At 69.8% G+C, this 24322-nt stretch carries 21 protein-coding genes and 1 pseudogene; 17 read left to right on the top strand and 5 right to left on the bottom strand.

Features of this window, described 5'->3' with window-relative positions; all coding sequences use genetic code 11:
• Positions 1-79: 79 nt before the first annotated feature.
• Positions 80-1243 carry a S1 family peptidase gene (locus tag CWN80_RS05605; protein ID WP_007926409.1) on the bottom strand — a complete coding sequence of 388 codons (1164 nt, stop codon included), beginning with the start codon at positions 1241-1243 and terminating at the stop codon, positions 80-82.
• A gap of 310 nt (positions 1244-1553) precedes the next feature.
• Between CWN80_RS05605 and ahpC the strand changes: the two genes are divergently transcribed.
• The 10 genes from ahpC to CWN80_RS05555 all read left to right on the top strand — a co-directional run bounded on the left by ahpC (position 1554) and on the right by CWN80_RS05555 (position 12260).
• A complete protein-coding gene (gene ahpC / locus CWN80_RS05600; protein WP_007926408.1) occupies positions 1554-2120 on the top strand; it encodes an alkyl hydroperoxide reductase subunit C in 567 nt (188 codons plus the stop codon).
• A gap of 140 nt (positions 2121-2260) precedes the next feature.
• The gene (gene ahpF, locus CWN80_RS05595; protein ID WP_007926407.1) at positions 2261-3940 is read left to right on the top strand and encodes an alkyl hydroperoxide reductase subunit F; all 1680 of its coding nucleotides are present in this window, start codon (positions 2261-2263) and stop codon (positions 3938-3940) included.
• A 51-nt stretch (positions 3941-3991) separates the two neighbouring features.
• Positions 3992-4420 (top strand): cupin domain-containing protein, encoded by a 429-nt coding sequence (locus CWN80_RS05590; protein ID WP_007926406.1) that lies wholly within the window; start codon positions 3992-3994, stop codon positions 4418-4420.
• A 172-nt stretch (positions 4421-4592) separates the two neighbouring features.
• A complete protein-coding gene (locus CWN80_RS05585; protein WP_007926405.1) occupies positions 4593-5408 on the top strand; it encodes an alpha/beta fold hydrolase in 816 nt (271 codons plus the stop codon).
• A gap of 208 nt (positions 5409-5616) precedes the next feature.
• Positions 5617-6066 (top strand): hypothetical protein, encoded by a 450-nt coding sequence (locus CWN80_RS05580; protein WP_128277000.1) that lies wholly within the window; start codon positions 5617-5619, stop codon positions 6064-6066.
• Positions 6067-6299: 233 nt separating this feature from the next.
• On the top strand, positions 6300-7913 hold the full coding sequence (locus tag CWN80_RS05575; protein WP_007926397.1) for a flavin-containing monooxygenase: 1614 nt from the start codon (positions 6300-6302) through the stop codon (positions 7911-7913).
• Positions 7910-8761 carry an SDR family NAD(P)-dependent oxidoreductase gene (locus tag CWN80_RS05570; protein ID WP_007926395.1) on the top strand — a complete coding sequence of 284 codons (852 nt, stop codon included), beginning with the start codon at positions 7910-7912 and terminating at the stop codon, positions 8759-8761. Before CWN80_RS05575 ends, CWN80_RS05570 begins: the two co-directional genes overlap by 4 nt.
• 63 nt (positions 8762-8824) lie before the next feature.
• The gene (locus CWN80_RS05565) at positions 8825-9817 is read left to right on the top strand and encodes an NAD(P)H-dependent flavin oxidoreductase (RefSeq protein WP_040881003.1); all 993 of its coding nucleotides are present in this window, start codon (positions 8825-8827) and stop codon (positions 9815-9817) included.
• 50 nt (positions 9818-9867) lie between these two features.
• Positions 9868-10698: an aldo/keto reductase gene (locus CWN80_RS05560; protein WP_007926387.1), complete on the top strand. Its 831-nt coding sequence runs from the start codon at positions 9868-9870 to the stop codon at positions 10696-10698.
• Positions 10695-12260 (top strand): acetate--CoA ligase, encoded by a 1566-nt coding sequence (locus CWN80_RS05555; protein WP_007926385.1) that lies wholly within the window; start codon positions 10695-10697, stop codon positions 12258-12260. The genes CWN80_RS05560 and CWN80_RS05555 overlap by 4 nt, the downstream gene beginning before the upstream one ends.
• A gap of 3 nt (positions 12261-12263) precedes the next feature.
• Here CWN80_RS05555 and CWN80_RS05550 read toward each other — a convergent pair whose 3' ends face one another.
• A complete protein-coding gene (locus tag CWN80_RS05550; RefSeq protein WP_007926383.1) occupies positions 12264-12533 on the bottom strand; it encodes an SRPBCC family protein in 270 nt (89 codons plus the stop codon).
• Between the two features lie 2 nt (positions 12534-12535).
• Here CWN80_RS05550 and aztD point away from each other — a divergent pair, with 2 nt between their 5' ends.
• Positions 12536-13825, top strand: coding sequence for a zinc metallochaperone AztD (gene aztD / locus CWN80_RS05545; protein ID WP_007926381.1), 1290 nt, complete (start codon positions 12536-12538; stop codon positions 13823-13825).
• A 23-nt stretch (positions 13826-13848) separates the two neighbouring features.
• On the opposite strand, the gene CWN80_RS05540 is transcribed toward aztD, so the two are convergent.
• On the bottom strand, positions 13849-15315 hold the full coding sequence (locus tag CWN80_RS05540) for a cytochrome P450 (RefSeq protein WP_007926379.1): 1467 nt from the start codon (positions 15313-15315) through the stop codon (positions 13849-13851).
• Between the two features lie 115 nt (positions 15316-15430).
• On the opposite strand from CWN80_RS05540, the gene CWN80_RS05535 reads away from it, so the two are divergent.
• Positions 15431-15724, top strand: coding sequence for a hypothetical protein (locus CWN80_RS05535; protein WP_007926377.1), 294 nt, complete (start codon positions 15431-15433; stop codon positions 15722-15724).
• Positions 15725-15813: 89 nt separating this feature from the next.
• Here CWN80_RS05535 and CWN80_RS05530 read toward each other — a convergent pair whose 3' ends face one another.
• A complete protein-coding gene (locus CWN80_RS05530) occupies positions 15814-17919 on the bottom strand; it encodes an NAD(+) synthase (protein ID WP_007926376.1) in 2106 nt (701 codons plus the stop codon).
• Between CWN80_RS05530 and CWN80_RS05525 the strand changes: the two are divergent.
• Positions 17918-18106, top strand: a pseudogene (locus CWN80_RS05525) (ribosomal protein bL36); the annotation flags it as partial. The gene CWN80_RS05530 and the pseudogene CWN80_RS05525 sit on opposite strands and share 2 nt — an antisense overlap.
• 53 nt (positions 18107-18159) lie before the next feature.
• Positions 18160-18906, top strand: coding sequence for a hypothetical protein (locus CWN80_RS05520; RefSeq protein ID WP_007926374.1), 747 nt, complete (start codon positions 18160-18162; stop codon positions 18904-18906).
• A 70-nt stretch (positions 18907-18976) separates the two neighbouring features.
• Here CWN80_RS05520 and CWN80_RS05515 read toward each other — a convergent pair whose 3' ends face one another.
• Positions 18977-20554 (bottom strand): hypothetical protein, encoded by a 1578-nt coding sequence (locus CWN80_RS05515; RefSeq protein ID WP_007926367.1) that lies wholly within the window; start codon positions 20552-20554, stop codon positions 18977-18979.
• Positions 20555-20741: 187 nt separating this feature from the next.
• Here CWN80_RS05515 and CWN80_RS05510 point away from each other — a divergent pair, with 187 nt between their 5' ends.
• Genes CWN80_RS05510 through CWN80_RS05500 form a run of 3 tightly spaced genes read left to right on the top strand, consistent with a single transcriptional unit; the run spans position 20742 to position 24237 of the window.
• On the top strand, positions 20742-22226 hold the full coding sequence (locus tag CWN80_RS05510) for a type I restriction-modification system subunit M (protein ID WP_040881001.1): 1485 nt from the start codon (positions 20742-20744) through the stop codon (positions 22224-22226).
• Positions 22223-23332, top strand: a complete 1110-nt coding sequence (locus CWN80_RS05505) for a restriction endonuclease subunit S domain-containing protein (RefSeq protein ID WP_007926360.1) — start codon at positions 22223-22225, stop codon at positions 23330-23332. The genes CWN80_RS05510 and CWN80_RS05505 overlap by 4 nt, the downstream gene beginning before the upstream one ends.
• Positions 23332-24237 carry a restriction endonuclease gene (locus CWN80_RS05500; RefSeq protein ID WP_007926359.1) on the top strand — a complete coding sequence of 302 codons (906 nt, stop codon included), beginning with the start codon at positions 23332-23334 and terminating at the stop codon, positions 24235-24237. The genes CWN80_RS05505 and CWN80_RS05500 overlap by 1 nt, the downstream gene beginning before the upstream one ends.
• Positions 24238-24322: the final 85 nt, after the last annotated feature.

Below are 24322 nucleotides of genomic sequence, written 5' to 3'. Positions count from 1 at the left end.
CGTCGTTGATGTCACCTGGTGGCCCGGAGCAGGGGGACCAGGCGACACCAACGACGCCGGGCTGGTGCTGGCAGATACCTCAGTTGGCCGTGTCGATCCTGACGCCGTAGTAGCTCGCCGCGTCGACGACCGGCTGGTAGAAGCTGTACGACCCGGCGTTGTAGCCCTGGTTGTAGCCGCACTCGACGCCGACCGGGCCGCCGGAGGTCATGCCCTGGGCGAGGTTGCCGACGCCGATGTAGGCGCCGCCGGAATCGCCGCCCTCGGTGCACACGCTCGCCTCGGCGAGGCCGGAGACGACGGTGCCGCCGTAGTTGACGGTGCGGTTGTAGGCCTTGATGGTCCCGCAGGTCCAGCCGGTCGTGTTGCCGGCCTTGCAGATCTCGGAGCCGACTGCGTTCTTGCTCGCGCCCGCGACGGAGTAGTAACCCGAATGACCGCGGCTGTCGACATAGGGCCGACCAGTGTCCTCGGAATCGATGTCCATGAGGCCCATGTCGACGCTGCTGTACCCGGTGCGGAAGCGCGTGTGCGTCCCCTTGCCGATGTGGGTGCCGTTGGCGTCGAGGATGTCGGGGAGCCCCTCGACGCAGTGACCGGCAGTGAGCAGCACGTTGTTGCCCGACGAGGTGCGGCCGGGGTAGCCGAGGCTGCAGTTGGTCCCGGGGGACAGGTCCATGATCCGGCCCGGGTAGACGTCGGCCTGGGTGGTGAGCTCGTCGGCGGTGGTGACGCTCACCCGGTCCATGGCAGCCAGACGCTGGCGGAGGGAGGCGGGCGCGTCCTCGGCGATCCGCACCTCCACGGTGCCCTTCTGCAGGTTCGGTCCGACCGTGACGACGTGCTGGGCGGCGCCGGCGCGACGCATGACGGCCTGGGCCACCTTGTCGAGCGAGCTCTGGGTCACCGAGGTGCTCGGCCGGAGGCCGGCCGCGCGGACGGCGTCCGCGTCGGCGGTGGAGTCGACGCCGACGACGAGCTGGGTCCCGTCGAACCACGCCCCGTCGACGTCGACCCCCTTCGCCTCGAGACCACGAAGGGAGGTCTGCTTGCGGTCCTTGGCGGCGAGGTAGCTCGTGGCCTGGGCGTGGGTGCGGCCGTCCCGCTCCATGACGTACGAGGTCATCGGGTCGGCGCGGTTGATGCCGTCGTCGGGGACGGGCGCCGCGCTACCGGCCGGGGCCAGGACGATGCCGGCGCCGAGGACGGCCCCGGTGAGGGTGAGGGTGGTGCGCAGGGTCATTGCCTTCTCCTTCGTCAGGCCGGGGTGTCCGGCTCGTGAGTCGAAGGTGGCGGCAGCATGTGACCCGCGCCACGCGATCTGACCAAGTCCGGACGCGACTGACCGTCCCCGGTGACAAGCACGCGCAAGCGCTGACTCCCGCCGGACCTTTTCGCGAGGGGTGCGCGCAACGTTCACGTCGACTTCACGTCCCCCGTTTTGCACCCCGGGGAAGTCTTCGCTAATCTGGAATCGTTCCAATCCACGGAGCACTCAAGTGCACCGTGAGGCGGGACCACTGACCCCAATGAGATGCACAGGAGCTCAACGCATGTCCCTCATCAACACCCAGATCAAGCCCTTCCAGGCCACCGGCTACATCAACGGTGAGTTCAAGGACTTCTCCGAGGCGGACATCGCCGGCAAGTGGGCGATCTTCTTCTTCTACCCGGCCGACTTCACCTTCGTCTGCCCGACGGAGCTCGAGGACCTCGCGGCCGAGTACGACGCGGAGCTCAAGGGCCTGGGCGTCGAGGTCTTCTCCGTCTCGACCGACACCCACTTCACCCACAAGGCGTGGCACGAGACCTCCGACGCGGTCGGTAAGGTCACCTACCCGATGCTCGGCGACCCGACCGCCACCATCTCGCGCAACTTCGAGATCCTCCGCGAGGACGAGGGCCTGGCCAACCGCGGCACCTTCCTCGTCGACCCGGACGGCGTCATCCAGTTCCTCGAGATCACTGCCGAGGGCATCGGCCGCAACGCCAAGGAGCTCGTCCGCAAGGTCAAGGCCGCCCAGTACGTCCGCAACAACCCCGGTGAGGTCTGCCCGGCCAAGTGGGAAGAGGGCGCTGACACCCTCGCCCCGAGCCTGGACCTCGTCGGCAAGATCTGATCGAGCCCTGACGGGTCTGTCGGGTCGTTGACCCGGCACAGCATCTCGGTGAGGGGCGACGCAGCCCCGTCGCCCCTCACCCGTGCCCCCACCGGCACCCACTGACCACCCCCCTTCGTCCTGCAGGAGTCGCTCGCACCATGGCCCTCGATCCCAACCTCGCCGCCCAGCTCAAGGCCTACCTCGACAACCTCCGCGAGCCGATCGAGCTCGTCGCCTCCCTCGACGAGGGCCCCAAGTCGCGTGAGCTCGACGAGCTGCTCGTCGAGATCGCGGACATGAGCCCGCAGATCACCCGTCGCGTCGTCGAGGGCGCCGAGCTGGACGCCCGCGTCCCCTCCTTCGCGATCACCCGCGCGTCCGATCCGCAGGTCTCCGTCCGCTTCGCCGGCATCCCGATGGGCCACGAGTTCACCTCGCTGGTCCTCGCCCTCCTCCAGGTCGGCGGGCACCCGAGCAAGGCGTCGCAGGACCTCATCGAGCAGGTCAAGGGCCTGACCGGTGAGCACCACTTCGAGACCTTCTTCTCGCTGAGCTGCCAGAACTGCCCCGACGTCGTGCAGGCGCTCAACCTCATGAGCGTGCTCAACCCCGGCATCACGCACACGGCCATCGACGGCGCGGTCTTCCCTACCGAGGCCGAGCAGCGCGGTGTGCTCGCCGTGCCCACCGTCTTCCGCAACGGCGAGTCCTTTGGCTCCGGCCGCATGGAGCTGGCCGAGATCGTCGGCAAGGTCGACGAGCTCTCCGGCGGTGACTCCGCGGCCAAGGCCGCCGAGGAGCTCTCCGCGCGCGAGCCCTACGACGTCCTCGTCGTCGGCGGCGGCCCCGCCGGTGCCTCCGCCGCCATCTACGCGGCGCGCAAGGGCATCCGCACCGGTCTCGTCGCCGAGCGTTTCGGTGGCCAGGTGCTCGACACCATGTCGATCGAAAACCTCGTCTCCGTCCCGCACACCGAGGGCCCGAAGCTCGCGGCCGACCTCGAGCGCCACGTCGGCGAGTACGAGGTCGACATGATCCGCAGCCAGGCTGCTGCGGGCCTGTCCGCCGGCGACGACGGCCTCACGGTCGTCGACCTCGTGGGCGGCGCCGCGCTCAAGGGCAAGACCGTCGTCCTCGCGACCGGCGCCCGCTGGCGCACCATGGGTGTCCCCGGCGAGGAGGAGTACCGCAACAAGGGCGTCACCTTCTGCCCGCACTGCGACGGTCCGCTCTTCAAGGGCAAGCGCATCGCTGTCATCGGCGGCGGCAATTCCGGCGTCGAGGCCGCGATCGACCTCGCCGGCATCGTCGGTCACGTGACCCTCGTCGAGTTCATGGACGAGATGCGCGCCGACGAGGTGCTCCAGCGCAAGCTGCGCTCGCTGCCCAATGTCGACATCCGGCTCGGCACGAAGACGACCGAGGTCGTCGGTGACGGCGGCAAGGTCACCGGCATCGTCGTCGAGCCGCGTGATGGCGGCGAGGGCGAGACCCTGGCCCTCGAGGGCGTCTTCGTCCAGATCGGTCTGCTGCCCAACACCGAGTGGCTCGGTGACGCGGTCGAGCTCTCCGAGCGTGGCGAGATCGTCATCGACGGCGTCGGCCGGACCAACTTGCCGGGCGTCTTCGCCGCGGGCGACTGCACGGTCGAGCCCTACAAGCAGATCGTCACCGCGCTCGGTGCAGGCTCGACCGCCTCGCTGAGCGCCTTCGACCACCTCATCCGCACGAGCGCCCCGAGCGAGGAGGCCGCGATCGCTGGGACCAAGGCTGCCGACGGCCCGCTCGAGGCCGGCGACCAGATCGACGTCCCGGACTCGGTGGGCGCGCGGGCCTGAGGCCTCGGTAGCGTCAGCGTCGTCCCCCCTTCGACCTGATCAGGAGACTCCATGAGCGAGCAGACCGACCTCACCGACCACGGCCCCGCGCCCTACGTCGTCGACATCGAGTCGGCAACCCTGCAGAACTCCAACTACCGCTCCACCCTGTGGACCGGCACCAACCTGCAGCTGACCGTCATGGCCATCGCGCCCGGTGACGACATCGGCCTGGAGGTCCACGAGGACCACGACCAGTTCATCCGGGTCGAGGAGGGACGCGGCCGGGCCCAGATGGGGCCGGCCGAGGACGACCTGAGCTTCGACCGCGAGGTCGGGGACGACGACATCATCATGGTGCCGGCCGGTCAGTGGCACAACGTCACCAACATCGGCGACGTGCCGCTCAAGGTCTACTCCCTCTACGGCCCGCCGGAGCACGTCCACGGCACGGTCCACGCGACCAAGGCCGACCAGGACGCCGACCCCAACGAGCACTGATCACGACGAAGGGTGGGACCCGCCAGCTGGTGGGTCCCACCCTTCCTGACGCTCGCGAGGCGACCTCCGGGTCCTGAGGAGGAGGCCGTCCGCGGCCGACGTCTCGAAGGGCAGGGACCACCCTTCGTCATGTGGTGGCGCGTCAGGTGACCCGCCGGTAACGTCCAGCGCCATGCGGAGCACCATCGAGTACACCCACGTCCCCGGGGACGGCGCGCCCGTCGTCCTCGTCCACGGCATCGGCCACCGGCGGCAGGCGTGGGGCGAGGTGCCGGAGCTGCTCGCGGCGAGCGGTCACGACGTCTACGTCGTCGACCTGCCCGGCCACGGGGAGTCGCCGCGGCCCTCCCGCCCCGACGGCTGGTCGATGCGCAGTCATGCCGAGCAGTTCGAGCGGCTCTTCCGCGAGCTGGGCATCGAGCAGCCGCACATCGTCGGTAACTCCCTCGGTGGCGCGATGGCCCTCGAGATGGCCGTCCGCGAGGGCGTCGTCAGCAGCGTGACCGCCCTGTCGCCGGCCGGGTTCTTCCCGCCCTGGCACCTGCCCAATGTCGCGGCCAACCTGCTCTGCATGAAGGCCGGCAGCCACCTCCCCGAGGCGCTGCACCGCCGCCTCACCGCCCACGTCTGGTTTCGCAAGCTGGCCTTCCGCGCCCTCTACACGCACCCGGAGCAGGTCACCGTCGAGGCGGCGGTGGGGGACACCCTCAACCTGCGCCGGGCACCCGGCTTCTGGCCGCACTTCGTCCGGGCGACCTTCCTGCGCGTCACCGCGCCGCTCGCCGTCCCGACGACCATCGCCTGGGGCGACACCGACCGCCTGCTGCTGCCCTCCGAGGCCGGCACCGCACGGGCCCGCTTCCCCGAGGCGACCCACGTCTCGCTCGAGGACTGCGGGCACTGCCCCCAGATCGACCACCCCGAGCTCGTCGTCGACACCGTCCTCGCGACGATCGAGCGGGCGAGCTCTCGGCAGCCCGCCGTCTAGCAGATCCGGGACGGGGACGGCTACTCATCAGCCGACCTGTGGATGAGTACTTCTCCCGTGCTGCCTCCTGTGGACGCACGGGCACTCTCGGTCCAGCGGCGCAGCCGCAGGGACCCGGGGAGAGGCCCCCGGTCCGGGAGGAGGAGCAGAGATGAACATGTCACAGGGATCGCGACGGGTGCGACGAGCGGGTGCGGTGGTGGCCGCCATGTCGATGATGGCGGCCGGGGCCGCGATCGCGGCGGCACCGGCGACGGCTGCCGGTGGGGGCGGGGACTGCCCCGCCGCCGACCAGCGTCCCCCGTCGCCCAACACCTACTACGCCCGGGACGGGGTGAGCATCCGGGGCGTGCAGGTCCGGTCCACCACGACCGTGGGCTACGGCTACAACACGCGGCGGCTCGTCCGCTACAGGACGACGCAGGACACCTACGTCCAGGACGAGGTCTGGGACGTGACCGACCGCCTCATGCCCCGGCGGGTCGAGTGCGACCGCGACGACACGGACGGCACGCCGGATGTCGAGATCGGGCCGCGCACGTCGGGCGGCGGCGGTGGCCGGACCGGGAGCCTCGGCGGCGGGAGCGTGGGCTGGAGGGTGCTGCCCGGGGCCGAAGAGGTCCGCTACGGCAAGGTCGGTGAGATCCAGCCGATGTGACTGCCTGCCGACGCCCGGGGGTCACGCGGCCCCCGGGCGCCGGCGTGCCCGCCGATGAGTAGCGTCCGAGCATGACCCAGAGCGCAGACCAGGCGACGACCGTGCAGACCGACGTCCTCGTCATCGGCTGGGGCGCAGCGGGCAAGACCCTCGCCGGCTGAGCGGGGGTGCGAGGTTTCTCGGCGAGGCGTAGGTTACTGGCGAGAAACAAACCATTGGATGGAAGGTCACCGATGACTGCCGCGCCCGAGCGCCACCCGCAGGGCACCACCCGCCGCGAGCTGCCGGACCGTGTCGACGTCCTCGTCGTGGGCGCCGGCATCTCCGGCATCGGTGCTGCCCACCGCATCCTCGAGGCCACGCCCGACGTCGATCTGGCGATCGTCGAGGCCCGCGAGGCGACCGGTGGCACCTGGGACCTCTTCCGCTACCCGGGCGTGCGCTCGGACTCGGACATGTTCACCCTCTCCTTCCCCTTCCGGCCGTGGCAGGGGCGCAAGGCGATCGCCGACGGTGGTGACATCCGGGAGTACATCCGCGAGACGGCGCGCGACGGAGGGCTCGACGAGCGGACCTTCACCGGCTGCCGGGTCGCCGCGATCGACTGGTCGAGCGGCGCCCAGGAGTGGACCGTGCAGGTCGACACGGCCGGGGGCCGGCGCGAGGTGCGCGCCGGGTGGGTCCACTTCGGCAGCGGCTACTACGACTACGAGCAGGCCCACGACCCGGGCTTCGCGGGGGTCGAGGACTTCTCCGGGACCGTGGTGCACCCGCAGTTCTGGCCGCAGGACCTCGACCACGCCGGCAAGCGCGTGGTCGTCATCGGCTCGGGTGCGACGGCCGTGACCGTCGTCCCGGCGATGGCGCAGACGGCGGCCCACGTGACGATGCTGCAGCGCACACCGAGCTATGTCTTCTCGCAGCCGGGGGTCGACCCCTTCGTCCAGCTGCTGCGCAAGCGGCTGAGCCCGCAGCGGGTGCAGTCGCTCACCCGGATCAAGAACCTCGGCATGCAGTCCTTCCTCTACGAGCTCTCGCGCAAGCGCCCGCGGGCGGCCAACGCGATCGTCCTCGGACAGGTGCGCGCCTTCTTGCCCAAGGACGTCGTCGCCGAGCACTTCACCCCGCCCTACGACGTGTGGGACCAGCGCCTGTGCGCGGTGCCGGACGGCGACCTCTACGCGGCGATCCGGCGCGGCGCCGCCGACGTCGTCACCGGGCACATCGACCGATTCGTCCCCGAGGGCGTGCGCCTCACCGACGGCCGGGTCGTCGAGGCCGACATCGTCGTCACCGCCACGGGTCTGCGGCTGCAGCTCTTCGGTGGCGCGAGCGTGGCCGTCGACGGCGAGCCGGTCGACATGGCCCGCCGATTTGCCTACCGGGGCCTCATGCTCGCGGGCGTCCCCAACGTCACGATGACCGTCGGCTACGTCAACGCGTCGTGGACCCTGCGCGCCGACCTCGTGAGCCGCTACGTTGCTCGCCTGCTCGGGCACCTGCGTGACCGGGGCCTGGGCACCGCCGTCCCGGTTGCGCCCGACGGCATGACCGCCGGCCCGATCTTGGACCTGACGGCGGGCTACGTGCAGCGGGTCATCGCGACCTTCCCCAAGGTCGGCGACCGGGCGCCGTGGACGATGCCGCAGAGCTACGTCAAGGACAAGATCGCCTTCCGCCGCGCCGACGTCACCCAGGACATGTTCTTCGCTCCGCTCGGGGCGAAGGCAGTGGCCTTGCCCCAGAGCGCACCCGCGCCTGCCGAGCTGCCGCTGCCGGGCTCGTCGAGCAATGCGGACGGCACCGCCGGAGACCTGGTCGACGCCACCGCAGCGGTCGTGCCGTGAAGCGGCCCGACCTCGTCGTCGCCGGCGGCACAGCGGTCGTCACCGGCGCGGCCGGAGGCATGGGCGAGCACATCGCCACGGGACTGGCCCGACGTGGTGCCGACCTCGTCGTCCTCGACCGCGATGCCGACGGTCTGGACCGGGTCGTCGCCGAGATCGGCCGGGAGACGCCGGGGGCGAGAGTGACCCCCTTCGTCGTCGACCTGGCCGACCGGGCCGCCGCCGACGAGACCATCGAGCGCATCCGTGACGAGCACCCCGGCGTGACGATGCTCTTCAACAATGCGGGCGTCGCCGTCGGTGGTCGCTTCACCGAGGTGGGTGCGGCGGACTTCGACTGGCTGCTCGAGATCAACCTGCTCGTCCCCATCCGGCTCACCCGGGCGCTGCTGCCGCTCATGCTCGGCAACGGCGAGGGGCAGGTGGTCAACACCTCGAGCCTCTTCGGGCTCATCGGCCCGCCCGGGCAGAGCGCCTACTCGACGAGCAAGTTCGGGTTGCGCGGCTTCAGCGAGTCACTGCGCAGCGAGCTCGAGGCGGAGGGGCGGCCCGTGGGGGTCACCTCGGTGCACCCCGGCGGCATCCGCACGGGCATCGCCCGCAATGCCCGCAACCCCGAAGGGGTCGACCGCCAGGAGGCCGAGGAGGGCGTCCGCGACTTCGACAAGGTGCTGCGGTACCCAGCCGACCGGGCCGCGGAGGAGATCATCGAGGCCGCGATCGCCCGTCGCCCGCGCCTGCTCATCGGCAACGACGCCCGGGCCCTCGACGCGGTCGCCCGGGTCCTGCCGGGTCGCTACTGGTCGCTCATGGGGCGCGCGATGTCCCTCGCGGCGAAGCGCTCGTAGGGCCGGCGCCACGGTGTGGACCCGGGGTGTCCGCCGGCACCGACCGGGTGGGACGATGCGGCCATGACTATGCCCCAGCAGCTCCAGGGCCGACTGCGCCTGCCGATCATCTCTGCGCCGATGTTCCTGGGCTCGGGCGTCGACCTCGTCGTCGGTGCGTGCCGCGCCGGCGTCGTCGGTACCTTCCCCGCGCTCAACCTGCGCACCACAGAGGACTTCGACGCCTGGCTGACGCAGATCGAGACGGCGCTCGCCGAGCCCGACCCGAGCGGTCGCCCGCCCGCCCCCTTCGGCGTCAACTTCATCGTCCACCACACCAACAAGCGCATCGAGGCCGACCTCGGGCAGATCGTCGCGCACGAGGTCCCGATCGTCATCACGAGCCTCGGTGCGGCCCGCGAGGTCGTCGAGGCCGTCCACTCCTACGGCGGCCTCGTCTTCCACGACGTCACCAACGCCAAGCACGCGGCCAAGGCGGCCGAGGCCGGGGTCGACGGACTCATCCTCGTCTCGGCCGGTGCAGGTGGTCACGCCGGCGGGCTCAACCCCTTCGCCCTCATCACCGAGGTGCGGGCCGTGTGGGACGGTCCGCTCGTCCTCGGTGGCGCCCTGTCGACCGGCCGTGACGTGCTCGCCGCGCAGGCGGCCGGAGCCGACCTCGCCTACATGGGTACGCGCTTCCTCGCGACGACTGAGTCGCTCGTCGCCCAGGAGTACCGCGACATGATCGTGGACCACACGGCCGAGCAGATCGTCTACACCCCGTCGATCAGCTCGATCCCCGCGAGCTTCCTGCGCGGCAGCATCGTCGCCGCCGGCCTCGACCCTGACGCGCTGCCCGTGCCCGAGCGGGTCGACCTCGCGCACGTCACCAACCCGCACACCGAGGAGTCGCAGGCCACGACGACCGCGCCCAAGGCGTGGAAGGACGTCTGGAGTGCCGGCCAGTCCGTCGCCGGCATCGACTCCGTCGTCCCCGTGGCCGAGCTCGTCGACCAGCTCGAGGCCGAGTACACCCAGGCGAAGGGGGAGCTGCTCGCGGTCCTCGGGGAGTAGGCGCGAGACACCCTTCGACGTGCCGGGTCCCGGGGCCTAGCGTGGGGGGCATGGCTGAGATCCCCACTCGCGTCCTCGGGGACGGCACGTCGGTGCCGGTCCTCGGATTCGGCACCTACCCCCTGCGGGGCGACGACGGCGTGCGCGCCATCGCGTCGGCGCTCGAGGTCGGCTACCGGCTCATCGACACGGCGGTCAACTACCGCAACGAGCGTGAGGTGAGCGAGGCGATCCGGGCGAGCGGGGTCGACCGTGGCGACGTCTTCGTCCAGACCAAGGTGCCCGGCCGCGACCACCGCGGTGCACGCGACTGCATCGAGACCTCGCTGCAGGTCATGGGCCTGGAGTACCTCGACAGCGTCCTCATCCACTGGCCCAATCCCTCGCAGGGGGCCTACGTGCAGGCCTGGCAGGGGCTCGTCGAGGCGCAGGAGGCCGGGCTCGTCCGCTCCATCGGCGTGAGCAACTTCCACCCCCACCACCTCGACGCGATCATCCAGGCCACCGGGGTCACCCCGGCGAGCAACCAGATCGAGATGCACCCGAGCTTCCCCCAGGCGGAGCAGCGCGCCGACGACGAAGCCCGTGGCGTCGTCACCCAGGCGTGGAGTCCGATCGGGCGCGGGGAGATCTTCGAGGCCGCCCCGGTCGCCGCCGCCGCCCGCGCACACGACGTGACGCCCGCCCAGGTCGTCCTGCGCTGGCACCTGCACCTCGGGTCGCTCCCGCTGCCGAAGTCGGCTGACCCGCGGCGTCAGCAGGCCAACCTCCAGGTCCTCGGCTTCGACCTGTCGGAGGCCGAGGTGAAGGCGATCACCGCACTCGGGCGCCCCGACGGGCGCCTCTTCGACGCCGACCCGGACACGCACGAGGAGATGTGACCGACCGCCGCTGGCCGGTGCGCCCCGTGCCCGCCGAGGCGGTGCCGACCCCCTTTGGCATGTCTGCCTACTGCGTCGGCGACCCGGCAGCGCATGCCCCCGACCGCGACGCCCTTGTCGTCGTCCACGGGACCGGTGACGACTCCCGATGGACCTTCGCCGAGGTCGACGACGTCGTGCGGGCCGTCGCCGCCGGCCTGCTCGGGCGGGGGCTGCACCCGGGTGACAGGGTGCTGCTGCGCATGGGCAACCGGGCGGAGTTCCCCTTTGTCTTCTTCGGGGCTATCGCGGCCGGGCTCGTCGCGGTGCCCACGAGCGCACAGCTGACTGCTGACGAGGCCGCTGGGTTGCTCGCCGACTCTGGGGCGCGGGCCGTCGCCTTGGACCCGGACCTCGATCTCGCTGTGCCGCAGGGGGTCTCGGTCGTCACCGCCGAGGACGTCGACGGCTGGGTGGCCAGCAGCGACCGAGCCGAGCACGACCTCGGCGACCCGGATCGGCCGGCCTTCGTCACCTACACCTCGGGCACCACCGGACGGCCGAAGGGCGTCGTCCACGCCCACCGCAGCGCCTGGGGCAGGCGCCCGATGTACCGCGGCTGGTACGGCCTCGACGAGGGCGACGTCATGGTCCACGCCGGTGCCCTCAACTGGACCTACACGCTCGGCGTCGGCCTCACCGACCCGTGGGCCAACGCGGCCACGGCCATCGTCTACGACGGGCCGCGCGACGGTCTGGTCTGGCCGCGGATCGTCGAGGAGCACCGGGCGACGCACGTCGCGGCCGTGCCCGGGGTCTACCGACACCTGCTGCGTCACGGCGACCCGGGGGAGTGGGACCTGTCGTCGCTGCGCGCCGCGCTCGTCGCCGGCGAGGCATTGCCCGCCGCGCTGCTGGAGGAGTGGGGCGAGGTGACCGGCGTGCCCCTCCATGAGTCGCTCGGCATGAGCGAGATCTCGACCTTCGTCTCGACGGGGCCGGATGTGCCGGTGCGACCCGGCAGCCCCGGGCGGGCGCAGCCGGGTCGCCGCATCGGCGTCCTCGACCCCGATGCGCTCGAGGACCCGGTGGCCTCGCCCGTGGAGCTCGGCGTCGGCGAGGTCGGGCGCCTGGCCGTCCACCGCAGCGACCCGGGCCTGATGCTCGGCTACTGGCAGCGACCCGAGGAGACGGCCGAGGTCGTGCGGGGGGAGTGGTTCGTCAGCGGTGACCTCGCCGAGGTCGACGCTGACGGCTACCTGACGTACCACGGTCGCTCGGACGACGTCGTCAACGCCATGGGCTACCGCGTCTCGCCGGTCGAGGTCGAGGACGCGCTCGCCGGGGTGACCGGTGTCGCCGAGGCGGCCGTGACGGCCCTCGACGTCGGCGACGGGGTGAGCATCGTGTGCGCCTGGATCGTCCCGACGGATCCAGATGACGACCCGGATGCCCTGCGGCAGAGGGTGATCGAGCGGGCCAGCGAGCGGCTGGCCACCTACAAGCGACCCCGCGAGGTGCGCTTCGTCGACGCGCTGCCGCGCACGGCCAACGGCAAGGTGGTCCGGCGCGACCTGCGGTGAGCCTCAGCCCCGCTCGCTGTCCCACATGAAGGCGAAGGTGTGCGGTGGGTCCCACTCGAGGATCTCGCCCTGGAGGGTGGGCGTGTCCTGCGGCTGCTGGTCCGCCTCCGGCCAGGAGGGCAGGGTGACGCGGGCTCCCTTCGCCCGCTCGCCGACGACGTGGGCCGGGAACCAGTCGTGGAGGTGCTCGGACTCGGTGAGGCCACGCCTGGCAGTGCCCGTGAAGGCATGTCGTGACTTGACGATTTCATCAAAAACGATAATCGTTCTCAATTATGCGCACCACGCGACGCCACACCCAGGTCCTCTCTGCCGCCGCCGTGCTCACGCTCGGCCTGACCGCATGCGGGTCCGGCACGACCGCCGACCCGTCGGCGAGCTCGACGCCGACGCCGATCACCCGCGCCGATGACGTCTCGACCTCGGTGGGAGCGCCCTCGGGCGCGACCGTCGAGGAGGGCGCCCGCACCCCGCGCGTGGCCCTCACCCACGACGAGGGGGTGATCGTCCTCGACGCCGTCACGATGGAGCTGCTCGGCGAGTTCCCGCTCGAGGGCTTCACCCGGCTCAACCCCGTGGGGGACGAGCGCCACCTCATGGTCACCGAGGGCGAGGGCTTCCGCGTCCTCGACCTCGGCGGCTACTCCCTCCCTCACGGCGACCACGACCACCACCACTCGACCGAGCCCACGCTCACGGAGATGACCTTCGCGGCAAAGTGCCCCGGCCACGTCGTCGTCCACGCCGGGCGCACCGTGCTCTACGGCGACGGAGACGGCTCGATCCGCTCCTTCGACTCCGACGCGCTGCGGGAGGGCGCGACGAGCAAGCCCGAGGTGACGACCCGGACCGAGCGCACGCCGCACCACGGGGTGGCCGTCGAGCGGGAGGACGGCTCGGTCGTCACGACGGTGGGGACGGAGGACGAGCGCACCGGCATCGTCATCCGCGATGCGAAGGGGAAGAGGGTCGCCTCCTCCGACGAGTGCCCCGGAGTCCACGGTGAGGCCGCGGCACAGGGCGGCGCCCTCGTCTTCGGGTGCGAGGACGGGCTCCTGCTCGTCCAGGGTGACGAGATCACCAAGGTCGACGCCCCGGACGACTACGGGCGCATCGGCAACCAGGCGGGCAGCGAGGAGTCGCCTTTCGTCCTGAGTGACTACAAGACCGACCCCGACGCCGAGCTCGAGCGCCCGACGCGGGTGAGCATCACCGACACCCGTGATGGGTCGCTGCGGCTCGTGGACCTGCCCGCGAGCTACTCCTTCCGCTCGCTCGAGCGCGGCCCCGACGGCGAGGGCGTCGTCCTCGGCACCGACGGCCGGCTGCACGTCATCGACATGGCGAAGGGAGAGGTGAGTCGCTCCATCGACGTGGTCGAGGAGTGGACCGAGCCGACCGAGTGGCAGCAGCCCCGGCCCACCGTGCACGTCCAGGACGGCACGGCCTATGTCACCGAGCCGAGCAGCAAGGCCCTGCACATGGTCGACCTCGAGTCCGGCAAGGTCGTGAGCAGCGGCGAGCTGCCCGTCGTGCCCAACGAGATCGACGGCACTCTGGGGTGAGCACCCGGGTGGGCCGGCCGGCGTCAGCGCCGGGTCAGGCCCACCCGGAAGCCCACCGGCATGAGGGTCAGCCGCTCGGTGATCGTCAGCTCGTAGCCCGGCTCGGGCGTGAGGTCGAATCGGTGGAGGAGCTTGGCCAGGACGATGACCGACTCGTGCAGCGCAAACTGCCGCCCGATGCACGCCCGCTCACCCGTGCCGAAGGGCTTGTAGGCGTGGGCCGGGCGTGCCCGGATGTGCTCCGGCAGGAAGCGGTCGGGATCGAAGCGCTCCGGGTCGGGCCATACCTGCGGGTCGCGGTGGAGCAGCGGGATGAAGACGAGGACTCTGTCCTCCGGCGTCATCCGCAGGCCGCCCGGCACCCCCGCCGAGCCGTCGGCGCCGATCGTCGTCGTCTCCCGCGGCGAGCGGGCGAAGCCCGGCGCCGTCGGCCACAGCCGCAGGGTCTCGTCGACGACGCGGCGCAGGTAGCGCAGCTTGGGCACCTGCTCGAAGGTCGGGGTCGCGGACGGGTCGGTGCCGAGCACCTCGTCGAGCTCGGCCCGCACCCTCGCGAGCACCTCGGGCTCACGGGTCAGGTGGTACAGGGCGAAGGAGAGCGCGCCCGACGTCGTCTCGTGTCCGGCGACGAGGAGGGTGAGGATCTGGTGGCGCACGTTGGCGGCCTCGAGGAGCGCGCCGGAGTCGTCCACGGGCTCGTGCATCATCCGGCCGAGCAGGTCGTCGTGGCGCTCCGCCGATGCCTCGCGCTCCGCGACGATCTGCTGGAGCAGGTCGTCGATGTAGCGGTGCCGCTCCAGGGCCCGTCGGTCCCTGCGCCGCACCATGCGCCGACCGGCGAGCGGCAGGGCGGCGAGGTTGGAGCGGCTGGCAGCGTGCGACATGTCGCCGACGAAGGTCGTGACGAAGGGGTCGACCTCCGCGGTCGCGAAGCTGCCGAAGGTGTGGCTGAAGGCGGCCCGCCCGATCGTCTCGAGGGTGAGCTTGGTGAGCCACGGGGAGACGTCGACGGTCCTCCCTTCGCCGGCGGCCTCGTCCCACACCGAGATCAGCTCGTCGGTCGCCGCGACCATGACCTCGTGGTACCCGCGCATCGCCGACTTGCTGAAGGCCGGCATGAGCAGGTCGTGGGCCAGCCGCCAGTTGGGCTCGTCGGTCTGGGCGGTGAAGAGCCCGTCGGCGACGAACATCCGCAGGTCCTCCACGCCGGGGGCCAGTGCCTTGGTGAAACGCCTGTCGTCGCACAGCTCGCCGACGAGGTCGACGCCGCGGGCGAAGACGAACTTGCGGCCCATCGCGAGCATCTCGAAGATCGGCCCCAGGTCGGCGCCGAGGCGCAGCATGTTTTGCACCGGCGTGGTCGGGTCCATGCCCTTGCGGAAGGCGTCGCCGAGGAGACGACGTCGGCCCGCGGGGTGGGGGAAGTCGTGCTCGCGCCAGCCCATCCCGGCATTGGGTGGGTAGTCCACGAGGGTGTCGATGGCGGCCACGCTGCCGCTCCCTTCGTCAGATGTAGTGACTCGGCTCACGGTAGCCGCCCGGTGGCGACGACGACACCGCCCGGCCCTTGCCGATCGCCGCGGGGGTCATGGGATGATGTGCGCCATGAGCAAGCACCCCCCTCGTCTGTCCCACCCGCCGACCGGGCCGCACGCCGTCGAGGACCTCGGGCACGCGCAGAACCCCGCGTGGTGGACCGTCATGACCCTCGGCATCATCGCCGGTGCCGTCGGCACCTGGGCGGTCGTCGTCCTGAGCCCCATGCTCGGCATCGTCGCCGCCGTGCTGGCGGTGCTGACCATCGTCGTCGGCGTCGTCATGTCGAAGATGGGCCTGGGCTCCTACACCTACGGCAAGGGCGACACCGCCACCGACAGCGCGTCGGTCGGCATCAAGTAGCCCTCACCCGCTGGCCTTCACCCCGCCGGCTGAGGTGGGGCCCCTCATCCCCGCCGGCTGAGGTGCGAGCGCCAGCGAGCCTCGAAGCCTCACCCCGGGACGTTGTCCTCGATGTCGGCGAGCCAGCGGGTGGCGACGGCGTCGCTGGGCATGCGCCAGTCACCACGCGGTGACACCGCGCCGCCCGGCAGCACCTTGGGCCCGTTGGGCAGCGCCGACCTCTTGAACTGGTTGTCGAAGAAACGCTGGACGAAGACGAGCAGCCACGTCCGGATCTCGGCAAGGTCGTAGGCGCCGCGGTCCTCCTCGGCGACGGAGCTGGGCCACGCTCCCTTCGTCGCGTCCGACCACGTCTGCTCCGCGAGGAAGGCGATCTTGCTCGGCCGGTCGCCGCGACGCAGCACGTGGAAGAGCGTGAAGTCCTGCAGCGCGTAGGGCCCGATCTTGTCCTGCGTCGACTGCGGCCGGTCGGCGTCCTTGCTCGGGACGAGCTCGGGGGAGATCTCGGTCGCGAGCACCGAGCGCAGCGTCTCGGAGACCTCGGGCAGCTGGCCGGTGTCGGCGACCCAGTGGACGAGGTGCTGCATGAGCGTCTTGGGCACGCCGGCGTTGACCCCGTAGTGGCTCATCTGGTCGCCGACGCCGTAGGTGCACCAGCCGAGGGCCAGCTCGGAGAGGTCGCCGGTGCCCAGGACGATCCCGCCGCGCTGGTTGGCGATGCGGAAGAGGTAGTCGGTGCGCAGCCCGGCCTGCACGTTTTCGAAGGTCACGTCGTAGACCTCGTCGGGGTGGTCGGCGTCGGGGTCGAGCCCGTAGGGGTGGCCCATGTCGCGCAGCATCTGCGTCGCGGTGGGCCGGATGTCGAGCTCCTCCCACGTGATGCCGAGCGACTCCATGAGGGCGACGGCATTGGTCTTGGTGTGGTCGCTCGTGGCGAAGCCGGGCATCGTGATGCCGATGATGTCGGTGCGCGCCCGCTCCAGCCGGTCCATCGCCTTGGCCGCGACGAGCAGCGCGTGGGTCGAGTCGAGCCCGCCGCTCACGCCGATGACGATCTTGGGCTGCCAGTCGGCGCCACCGATGGCGCGCAGCCGCTGCTCCACCGCGGAGACCTGGATGTTGTAGGCCTCGTAGCAGTTCTGGGCGAGGCGGGCCTCGTCGTCGGGGACGAAGGGGAAGCGGTCGAGCGGGCGCAGCAGCCCGAGGTCGCCGGTGGGCGCCTCGAGCTCGAGGTGGAGGTCGCGGTAGGGCGCCGACTCCGAGCCGATGCCCAAGGCGACGCCGTTGTCGTCGAAGCTGCCCTGCCGCATCCGCTCCTGCCGCAGCCGGTCGACGTCGACGTCGACGAGGGTCTCGCGGGGACCGGAGGGGAAGCGCTCGGACTCGCCGAGGAGGTCGCCCCCTTCGTAGACCATGGTCTGGCCGTCCCACGACAGGTCGGTGGTGGACTCCCCTTCGCTTGCGGCGGCGTAGACGTAGGCCGCGCTGCACCGGGCCGAGGCGGAGCGGGCGAGCAGGTGCCGGTCCTCCGCGCGGGCGACGGTGATGGGGGAGGCGGAGAGGTTGAGCAGGACCGTCGCGCCGGCCAGGGCGGCCTCGGCGCTCGGCGGCACCGGCACCCACATGTCCTCGCAGACCTCGGCATGGATGACCAGGCCCGGCACATCGTCGACGTGGACGAGCAGGTCGGTGCCGAAGGGGACACCGTCGAGGACCGCGGCGTCCTCGCCCTGGGCGAAGGTCGGCCGGAACCACTCGTCGTCGATGCCGGCGCCGGCGGCGAAGTGCCGCTTTTCGTAGAACTCGCGGTAGTTGGGCAGGTAGGACTTCGGGGCGATGCCGATGATCTCGCCGCGGTGGATGAGGACCGCGCAGTTGTAGAGGCGGTTGCGGTGGCGAAGGGGGGCGCCCACGACGACGAGCGGCAGCAGGTCGGCGGTGGCCCGGGTCAGGTCGACGAGGGCGGCCTCGACGTCACGGAGCAGCACGTCCTGCAGGAGCAGGTCGTCGATGGCGTAGCCGGTGAGGCTCAGCTCGGGGAAGAGTGCGACCGCCGCACCCTGCACGCCCACGTGCCGGGCCCGGTCGAGGATCGCCGCGGCATTGGCGTGCGGGTCGGCCATCGTCACCGGCAGCGTGCACGCGGCGATGCGCGCGAAGCCGTGGCGGTAGAGGTTGTGGAAGTCGCGGTCCATGCCCCGAGCCTATGACCCCCGCCCTCCACCGGTGGTCGAGGTGCGAGGAGCTCTGCGACGAGCCTCGAGACCCCGCTCCCGGCGAGGAGGCCCGGCGCGCCGCCAGTCCGGCAGTCAGGTCGTGCGTCGCCGGGGCAGGACCTACGTCATCAACAAGCAGAACCCGCGGCTGAAGGCCCGCCAAGGCTGCGCCGGCGATATCCACTGGTCTGGGCGGCTCCCTTCGTCTTGGATGGAGCGATGCAGACGCACTCACTCGCCGAGCGACCTGACCTCGTGGAGGCCTTCTGGTCGATCGCGGGGGACTGGCCGACCTTCATGCTCCAGGACCCGACCTCCGACCGGGCCTACGAGGCGGCGGTCGAGGCCTTCCCGCAGCTGCACCTCGTCGTCATGGAGGGCGAGACGGCGGTGGCGCGGCTGCACGCGGTGCCCTTTGGCCATGGCCTGTCGGACCTGCCGGCCCGGGGCTGGGACGCCGCGATGCAGGAGGCCGAGTGGCTGGCGGCGAAGGGGGCGGCCCCGGACTGGTCGACGGTCAGCCTCATCGAGGCGCGGGTCGCGGTGGACCGGCGGGACGAGGGCCTGAGCGGTGCACTCCTCGCCGAGGCGCGTCGGCGCTACGCGGCGCTCGGGTGCCGCGATCTCTTCGGCCCGGTGCGCCCGACGCGCAAGTGGCTTGAACCCCGCACCGCCGCCGACGAGTACGCGCGTCGGGTCCGCGAGGACGGGCTGCCGGTCGACCCGTGGTTGCGGGCCCACGTGCGGCTCGGTGGCCGGATCGTTCAGGTGGCGCCGCTGTCGATGACGATCCCCGGGACGCTGGCCCAGTGGCGGGAGTGGACCGGTCTGCCCTTCGACGTGGACGGGTCCGTCGAGGTCGAAGGGGGCCTGGCCCCGGTCCACGTCGACCTGGCCAACGACCACGCGGTGTATGTCGAGCCGAATGTCTGGGTCCACCACGACCTGCGCTCCCACGCTGGTTGAGGTGCGTGGCCCCCGTGTCCTTCCCGGCTGGCGGAGGGAGCCGGACAGCTCCTGGTGGCAGCGGGGCCCTTTAGATTCCGTATAGCTTGAGGCCGACGTGGTCGACTACGAAGCGAGCGTTCTCCTTGTCGGTTGCGAAGTAGATTCGGCCAACCTCGTTGGGCTTCACGTGATCGTCGAGTTTGAGGTGCGGCTCGCGCTCGTAGGTTCGCCCGTCGTGTGTGAACTCGTGCAGCTTTTGGCGAACTAGTGGCACGTCCTCAGGTGAGAAGTTAAGCCCATACGCGGTCTTGAGCCACGACTTCATCGCCATCCCGAGATCACATTCCTTGTTCCGCCACTCAGCTGCGGCGCGGGCGAGCTTTATTAGGGCTTCTTGCATGGCGGTCACGTGCGGATAACCACTCTTGCGCCAACTGCGCTTTGCCGCCGCAGTAAAAACTATCGCCCCAGCGCTCACCTGCTGCAGATGTTCGGCCAGCTCGGACATGTCATCCGGATCCAGTTCTGGACACGGGTCCCACCCTTCAACTGCGCGTTCCCCGGTATCTGCGTAGGCTCTCTCGGCTTGTTCTTTCCAGTAGCTGGCTTGGTATTTCAAGTCCGAGAGCGCCTCAATTTCAGTCGTGAGGCGCTCAACCTCTTGAAGCCACTGGGCCAACTCTCGATCCAGTTCGGCAACACGAGTGCGCAGGGTCTCAAGCTCGGCGTCTTGGCCCCCGTGGGCGACCGCCTCCGCAAGTGCGGCTTGGAAGGTTGCCTCGCGCGCCCGTCGGTTCTCGTCCGCGGCGCGTAGCCTCCACGGGTTAGTACCGCGAGCCGCGACGGATACAGGAGCGACAGTCTCCATTAGGGTCGAAATGAAGTCAGTCCGCGGCTCGAGACTCGTGAGTTCCTTATGTTGGGCGTCGAGCACCGGCCAAATCAGACGCGCCCCGTGTTCGGGAATTTCGGCGCCAATCGACGCGAGGTAGGCGCCCATCTTGGCACGCGAGGCCCGATCCACGAGCAGCACGCGGGCAAGGCCAGCGAACTCCTGTGCTGCGCGAGACCCAATCTCCTTGGCTTCCTCTGCCCCCCCGTCGATAAGTAGCATCGGCAATCGTCGCTCGTGAGCCAGTGTTTCTTGGAGGAGTGGAACATGTGCCGGATTGATCCACTCGAAGCGCCCATCGACTACCTGATTTTGATACGTAAGCCGCAGGTCCCGGTCCTTGACGCTCAAAGCGAGTAGTCCGGGGCGACGTATGAAGTCAACGGTGACAGGGGATACCAAGCCGCTCACGGATTCACGCCCAAGTTCAATGCGGAAAGCGGTGTCGGTTTCCTCTTGGAAGAGCGTGAAATCGCAGATGAACTGGGCGCCATGGCCATGCTCTAGGGGCTGACTCATCTTGCAGTGCACTGCCCGGACACGAGGGGTTCGCGTGACGGTCCAACGAAGGGTCTTGATGAACTCGAACCCCCCGCGGCGTGCAGGCAACTCTGCAGTGCCAGACTGCGACAGGTCGAGTTGGCCGTCGCCCTCGATGTCGCGGGACAACCATGTCACCGCGTGGGCTACCAACCTGTCGTACACGCCTTCCGGGTCTACGGCGGAGTCATCAGTTGCTTCGACCTTCAACTCGACGATGTACATCGAATCCATTCGTCACTCCCCTGTGGATCGAGGTTGGCCAGACTGCCCCTGCTCACAGGGTACGTCCAGCTGAGTGGGCAAGGGGCGTCGGTCATGGTGCCCATCTATGGACCAAGCGGCCACGGACTAGAGACCATCGGTAGGGAGTTGCGTCGATATCGCCGTCCGTCGTCCCGGGCCGGATAGCCTGACGCCCGTGATCACGGGTGAGATGAAGAGCAAGGTCGATGCCGTCTGGAACGCCTTCTGGAGTGGCGGCATCTCCAACCCGCTGGAGGTCATCGAGCAGATCACCTACCTGCTCTTCATCCGTCGCCTGGACGAGCTGCAGACGACGAAGGCGCGGCGGGCCCGCGTCGAGGGCGGGGGAGTCAAGGACCCGATCTTCGGGCCGGGCCAGTCCAACCTGCGGTGGCAGAACCTCAAGAACGCCGGCGCGGCGGAGGCGCACCACACCATGGCCCAGGAGGTCTTCCCCTTCCTGCAAAAGCTCGGTGGCGAGGGATCGACCTACTCCGACCACATGAAGGACGCGCGATACACGATCCCGACGCCGGCGCTGCTGTCCAAGGTCGTCGACCTCATCGCCGAGATCCCGATGGACAAGCGCGACACCAACGGCGACCTCTACGAGTACCTGCTCTCTAAGATCGCGTCGGCAGGGACCAACGGCCAGTTCCGCACGCCGCGGCACATCATCGAGCTGATGGTCGACATGATGGCGCCGACCCCGACCGACGAGATCTGCGACCCGGCGTGTGGCACAGCGGGATTCCTCGTGGCGGCATCCGAGTACATCCGCGAGCACCACCCGGCTGCGCTGACCAACGCCCAGCAGCGGACCCACTTCCACAACAGCATGTTCCACGGCTACGACTTCGACTCCACGATGCTGCGCATCGGCAGCATGAACATGCTCATGCACGGTGTCGAGGCGCCGGACATCAGCTACCGCGACTCCCTCTCCGAGGGTGCGAGTGGCGACGCCGAGAAGTACTCGCTCATCCTCGCCAACCCGCCCTTCGCCGGGTCGCTGGACTACGAGGCGACGGCCAAGGACCTGCAAAAGGTCGTCAAGACGAAGAAGACCGAGCTGCTCTTCCTCGCGCTCTTCCTCAAGCTGCTCAAGCCGGGTGGCCGGGCGGCGGTCATCGTCCCGGACGGCGTGCTCTTCGGCTCGTCGAAGGCGCACAAGACCCTGCGCAAGATGCTCGTCGAGGAGCAGAAGCTCGACGCCGTCGTGAAGCTCCCCTCGGGTGTCTTCAAGCCCTACGCCGGTGTCTCGACCGCGATCCTCTTCTTCACGAAGACCGACTCCGGCGGCACGGACGACGTGTGGTTCTACGACGTGCAGGCCGATGGCTTCTCCCTCGACGACAAGCGCAACGCCGTTGAGGCCAATGACCTCCCCGATGTGCGTGAACGCTGGCTGAGGAGGTCGCCCAGCGACCGACTCGAAGCCAGGTGGGCCGAGCTCGACCGCGCGCGGACCGAGCAGTCCTTCACCGTGCCGAAGGAGGAGATCGTCGCCCAGGACTACGACCTCTCGCTCAACCGGTACAAGGAGGTCGTCCACGAGGAGGTCGAGCACCGTGCCCCCCTCGAGATCATCGCGGACATCAAGGCGCTCGAGGCGGAGATCGCTCAGGGGTTCGACGAGTTGAAGGCGATGCTGTCGTGAAGCGCGTTCCTCTGCTCGAGGCGGTGTCGGATGTGTCTGGCGGCAACCGCAAGATCTTGCAGTCAGACTTTTTGCCGGAGGGGCCCCTCGCGGTGGTTGACCAGGGCAGGTCGCAGATCGCCGGGTACACGTACGACACGTCGGCTTCCGTGAAGGCGGATGGACCCGTGATCGTTTTCGGAGACCACACGAGGGCCATCAAGTTTGTGGACTTCCCGTTCGCGATGGGTGCAGACGGGGTGAAGGTTCTGCAGGTCCGCGAGGGCTTCGACCCGAAGTTCGTGTATCACTATCTGATTTCGCGAGAACTCCCCAGCGCTGGGTACTCCCGTCATTTCAAGTTCCTCAAGCAAGTCGAGGTTCCTAGGCCTCGCATTGAGGAACAGCGGCGGATCGCGGCCATCCTCGATCACGCCAACGCTCTACGCGCCAAGCGCCGCCGGGTCCTCGCCCACCTCGACGACCTCACCCAGTCGATCTTCCACGACATGTTTGGAGACCCTGACGACTTCACGGACCAAGTCCCGTTCTCGGAGATCGCAACACTGGCGGGTGGTCGGAACCTCGTTGCGGACGACGACGCTGCTGCGTCGGAGTATCGCGTGTTGAAGATCAGTTCAGTGACTACGGGGCGCTTTAAGCCAAGCGAAGCAAAGGCGCTGCCGCCGGAGTATGTACCGCCGGCAGAGCACATGGTGCGTGTCGGCGATCTCCTCATGAGCCGGGCCAACACGACGGAGTTAGTCGGAGCTGTGGCACTGGTCGACAGCGATCCGACGGGGTTGGTCCTACCCGACAAGATATGGCGATTCGTCTGGGGGGATCCGGAGAGCGAACCGGCCTTCTTCCACGCACTGTTGAGCACGCCGTCCATGCGAAGGCGAATCAGTCGGTTGTCTAGCGGAACGGGTGGCTCGATGAAGAACATTTCGAAGTCCAAGTTGGGTCTTATGTCGGTGCCACGGATCACTCCTACGTCTCAGCGTGAGTTCGTCGCTGCGTCGCAAACCTTGTCCGCTGTCCGCCGACGGCAGTCACGAACCGCGGGTGTTGGTGACGAGCTCTTCGCCTCTCTGCAGGCCCGCGCCTTCACGGGTGACCTCTGATGACGGCCCTCCCCTCCTGGGACCAGTTCATGATCCCGGTCCTCCGGCTCCAGGCAGACGGTGAGGTCCGCTCCCTTCGCTCCATCCGGACGGGCGTCGCGGATGCGACGCTCACCGAAGACCAACGCGCGGAGGTCCTCCCTTCGGGCTCGGCGAAGTCGGACAACCGCATCGGGTGGGCCGTCTCCTACCTCTACCGCGTCGGGGCCTTGGAGCGGCCGTCGCGCGGGGAGTACCGCATCACCGACATCGGTCGCCGCATCTTGGCCGGCCACCCGCAGGGCATCACCGAGGTGCAGCTGCGCCAGCACGCCCGCCCCGGTGACACGTGGTGGGTGGCCAAGGCCCACGAGCCGTCGGCCCCGACGCCGGTGACCGCCACCCCCGAGATCGACCCGACCGAGCAGGTGGAGGAGGGCATCGCCCGCATCCACGCCGATGTCGCGGCCGAGCTGCTCACCCGGCTGCACGCCAACGACCCCGCGTTCTTCGAGCAGGCCGTCCTCGACCTGCTCGTCGCCATGGGCTACGGGGGAGCGGACGGTCGCGCCACCCGCACGCAGCTGTCCAACGACGGCGGCATCGACGGGATCATCGATCAGGACGCGCTTGGCCTGAGCCGGGTCTACGTGCAGGCCAAGCGCTACGCCCTCGACACGAGCGTGGGGCGCCCCGAGATCCAGGGCTTCGTCGGCGCGCTGCACGGGCAGTCCGCCAACCAAGGTGTCTTCATCACCACCGGGCGCTACAGCGCGGGCGCTCGCGACTACGCCGACGGCGTGGCCACGCGGGTCGTGCTCATCGACGGGCAGCGGCTGGCGGCGCTGATAATCCGGTACGGCGTCGGGGTGCAGGTGCGGCGGTCGGTGCAGATCGTCGAGGTGGACGAGGACTTCTTCGAGTAGGGGGGCCGGGACTGCTCCAGGGGATCCCGGTCGGGCAACTCTCTTGCCGACGACGTGGACTGTTTCGGCTCCTCAGGTCTACCGT

The sequence above is a fragment of the Janibacter hoylei PVAS-1 genome (assembly GCF_004025845.1).
GTDB lineage: Bacteria > Actinomycetota > Actinomycetes > Actinomycetales > Dermatophilaceae > Janibacter > Janibacter hoylei.
Note: the sequence above shows the minus strand (reverse complement) of the source record. Positions and strands in the feature narration are given on the sequence as shown.